The organism is Bradyrhizobium sp. P5_C11_2 (genome assembly GCF_054049755.1).
On the sequence record NZ_JBFULT010000705.1, the window covers coordinates 1 to 3,306 of the forward strand.

The 3,306-nt window shown below is 64.8% G+C and carries 5 protein-coding genes; 4 read left to right on the forward strand and 1 reads right to left on the reverse strand.

Annotated features, from left to right (window positions below; genetic code table 11):
• Positions 1 to 1,080 (forward strand): polysaccharide deacetylase family protein (locus tag ACXJL8_RS37250; RefSeq protein WP_456686637.1); only part of this gene is annotated, 1,080 nt, incomplete at its 5' end.
• Between the two features lie 4 nt (positions 1,081 to 1,084).
• Here ACXJL8_RS37250 and ACXJL8_RS37255 read toward each other — a convergent pair.
• Positions 1,085 to 1,459, reverse strand: coding sequence for a hypothetical protein (locus ACXJL8_RS37255; protein WP_456623064.1), 375 nt, complete (start codon positions 1,457 to 1,459; stop codon positions 1,085 to 1,087).
• Between the two features lie 282 nt (positions 1,460 to 1,741).
• On the opposite strand from ACXJL8_RS37255, the gene ACXJL8_RS37260 reads away from it, so the two are divergent.
• The 3 genes from ACXJL8_RS37260 to ACXJL8_RS37270 form a co-directional block, all read left to right on the forward strand.
• Positions 1,742 to 1,999, forward strand: a complete 258-nt coding sequence (locus ACXJL8_RS37260; protein WP_456623065.1) for a hypothetical protein — start codon at positions 1,742 to 1,744, stop codon at positions 1,997 to 1,999.
• Positions 2,000 to 2,220: 221 nt separating this feature from the next.
• On the forward strand, positions 2,221 to 2,850 hold the full coding sequence (locus ACXJL8_RS37265; RefSeq protein ID WP_456623066.1) for a DUF1326 domain-containing protein: 630 nt from the start codon (positions 2,221 to 2,223) through the stop codon (positions 2,848 to 2,850).
• A gap of 50 nt (positions 2,851 to 2,900) precedes the next feature.
• On the forward strand, positions 2,901 to 3,306 hold a 406-nt coding region (locus tag ACXJL8_RS37270), incomplete at its 3' end, for a copper chaperone (RefSeq protein WP_456686638.1).

Consider the following 3,306-nt stretch of genomic DNA (forward strand, 5'->3'; position numbering starts at 1 on the left):
TTGCAGTACCGCGAGTCGCTGCCGCTGAAGGACCATGAAGTGGTCCTGACGTTCGACGACGGTCCGCTGCCGAAATATTCGAATCAGGTGCGTCAGATCCTCGCCGACGAGTGCATCAAGGCGACCTTCTTCATCATCGGCAGCCAGGCCAAGGCGAACCCCGAGGGCGTACGCAAGCTGGTCGCCGCCGGGCACACCGTCGGCACCCACAGCATGAACCATCCGCTGACGTTCGACCGGATGCCGATCGAGAAGTCCGAGGCCGAGATCAACGGCGGCATCGAATGGACGTCGGCCGCGATGACCGATCCGTCCAAGCTCGCGCCGTTCTTCCGGATTCCCGGCCTGATGCGCGCCGATGGCGTCGAGAACCTTCTGATCTCGCGCGGCATCCAGGTCTGGAGCGCCGACTTCCCGGCCGACGACTGGCGCCACGTGTCATCCGACCGGGTCTATCAGCTTGCAATCCAGCGGCTGGAGGCCAAGGGCAAGGGCATCCTGCTGCTGCACGACATCCAGGCCCGCACCGTGGCGGCGCTGCCGAAGATCATCCGCGACCTCAAGGCGCGCGGCTATCGCATCGTGCATGTGGTGCCCGCGACGGCCGACCGGCCGGCGACGCCGACCACGCCGGTGGAATGGCTGCTGCATCCGCCGTCGGAGACGACGCCGATCGCGCGCTGGCCGGCGGTGCCCAATTTTGTCTACACCGAGACCAGAACGCTTCCGGCACCGAGCCTCGCCGATCTCAACGCGCAGCCGGCGCATCGGCCGCTGTTGCCGCGCCGGACCCTGGCCCAGGCGAATGTCGCGGCCACCCTGCCCGTCCCCGATCGCGACCTCTACGCCATTCCGGAAGGCTCGCTCGAGGTTCTGCTGTCCACGACGCTGACGCGGCGCGCTGCGACGCGATTGGCCGTGGCGGCCGAGACGCCTCATCCGGCCAAGCGCAAGGTCGCCAAGTTGCCGGTGCGCCGCACGGCGCATGCCGCGCATGGCGCAGCCAAGCACGCCGCGGAGGCCGCCAGCGCCGCGCCGCGTCCGACCCGCGTGGCCAGCCTGAAGAAACGCGCGCAGTAGGCCTTTACTGCCGCATGATGTTGGCGACGCAGAGCAGCACGATCAGCGCCAGGAAGAACAGGTCCATATAGGACTTCAGCTCGCCGTCACGGCGCAGCCGGGCAACGTCGGCCACCACCTGCTTGCGCGCGTTGGTTCCGCCGCTCCCGTCATTGATGGGCCCCTGGAGCCGCCGCGTCTCGCCCTCGAGCTTCTCGATCTTCTGGAAGAAGTAGAACGAGCGCAGCGTCGAGGCCGCACGCATGGCGCTGTAGACCAGCACCAGGATCGCGAGCATCGCCCGGTTCGGATATTTCTCCATGAAGTTCAGGCTGAAATACACCATCGCCAGGAACGCGAAGTTGGTCAGGAAGCGGTAGGCGATGCTTAGAAAGGCCATGCTGGCTCCAGCCTTGAGCGCAACCAGATCGTGTTGCGAATTCGGGGATATGGGGCGCAGACCGGAACAGCCGGCCTGGATGCCGCGCAGGCCCATCTACGCCAATTGTGTTGCGGCAAAGATAAGATCGCCCGCGCGCGGGCGCCTTTTAGCCACACTCGGCCACAATGCAAGCGCGCGGCGAGCCCGCCCGTCCCACACGCCCGCCCCCGCGACGGCTCAATGGAGATTCGGCGGAAGCCGCGATAGACTGTCACCGCTATTCGCATGCGGGGTCTGCCGATGCCGAAGAAGGGAATCACCGGCCACGACGACTGGGTTTTGACCGAGGCGCTCGCGACCGCGCTGGTTGCGCTCGAACAGCTCGAGCCGAAGCACCAGCCGAGCGCGCATATGGACGACATCCGGAAGATGCTTGCGAACGGCAAGGAGCCGGCGGCGGTGAGCCTGCACCTCGCCCAGGCCAAATGCCGTCTGTTCCCGGAGACAGATCCGCTTGAGATCTACAAGGAATACGGCATCGGCGAGGAATATGGATGAACGGGCCGGCGCCCGTGCTGGCTCGGCTGGCGTAGATCAGGATGTCGAGGCTGGTGCGCTCGGAGGGCGGCCGCATTTGCTGCGATTTCAATGGCTTGCGGAAACGGGCAAAGCGGTTAGGTGCATTTCGCCTTGCGGGACTTCCCCGCGCAGCGTAACTTTCAACTACACGTAGCTCATTCGAAAGCAATCTATCGGGTTCGGCCTAGCGGGAGAGAGCGATGGCAGATGTCCCATGGCACCTTTCCGGTGACTATTTCGAAAATTGCAGTTGCAGCATCGTGTGTCCCTGCCTCGTGTCGGCGGCCCCGCCGTTGACCTCGCGACCGACCGAGGGCTTTTGCAACGTACCGCTGATCTTCCACGTCGAGAGTGGCCGCTATGGCGACATCGCGCTCGATGGACTCAATGTCCTGGTTATCCTCCACGCACCTGGGGTCATGGCAGACGGAGATTGGTCGGTGGCCGCCTACATCGATCAGCGCGCTGATGATGCGCAGACCGAGGCCCTAGCTGCGATCTTCACCGGCACCGCCGGTGGACCTATGGCCGCGTTCACACCGCTGATCAGCAAGAACCTCGGGGTGCGCAAGGTCCCGATCGCATTCCGGATCGACGGCAAGACGCGGTCCGCGGAAATCCCGGGTATCCTGCACATGTCCGTCGATCCGTTGCCGACCATGCATCCGAGCGGGGAAATGTGGACGAACATCGGCCACCCGGTCAGCCCCGACAGGATGGTGTTGGCAGTCGGCGCCGCCGGCAATACGTTCAGCGATCACGGCATGCGCTGGGACAATTCCGGCAAGAACGGCCTCTATGCGCCAATCCGCTGGTCGAACCAGGCTTGATGCAACTCCTGACACCGACCCTGCGACGAGGCCGGCAACGTCAATCGCGAATGACCGACAGCGCCCTGGAAACCGTGCTGCGGCGCGATCGCTGGGTCGTCGGCGGCGCAATCGGCATCATTGTCGCGCTGGCATGGAGCTATGTGCTCTGGCTCGCCAACGACATGGACATGGGCGGCATGGACATGACCGGGCTCCGCATGATCCCGGCCGGGATCGGCATCATGCTGCCGGCCAACGAACCATGGCGAGCGATCGAGTTCGCGTATGTGTTGCTGATGTGGGCCGTGATGATGATCGGAATGATGGCACCCTCGGCAGCGCCCATGATCCTCATATACGCCCGCGTGGGTCGGCAGGGCAAAGCGCAGGGCAAGCCGTTCGCCGCGACCGGCTGGTTTGCGGCCGGTTATCTCCTCGCCTGGGGCGGCTTTTCGCTGGCAGCAACCCTACTCC

Bases quoted from the DNA above. Each gene is read 5' to 3' on its own strand.
- ACXJL8_RS37265 (WP_456623066.1), top strand. From the start codon at position 2,221: ATGGCAGATGTCCCATGGCACCTTTCCGGTGACTATTTCGAAAATTGC.
- ACXJL8_RS37255 (WP_456623064.1), bottom strand. From the start codon at position 1,459: ATGGCCTTTCTAAGCATCGCCTACCGCTTCCTGACCAACTTCGCGTTC.
- ACXJL8_RS37260 (WP_456623065.1), top strand. From the start codon at position 1,742: ATGCCGAAGAAGGGAATCACCGGCCACGACGACTGGGTTTTGACCGAG.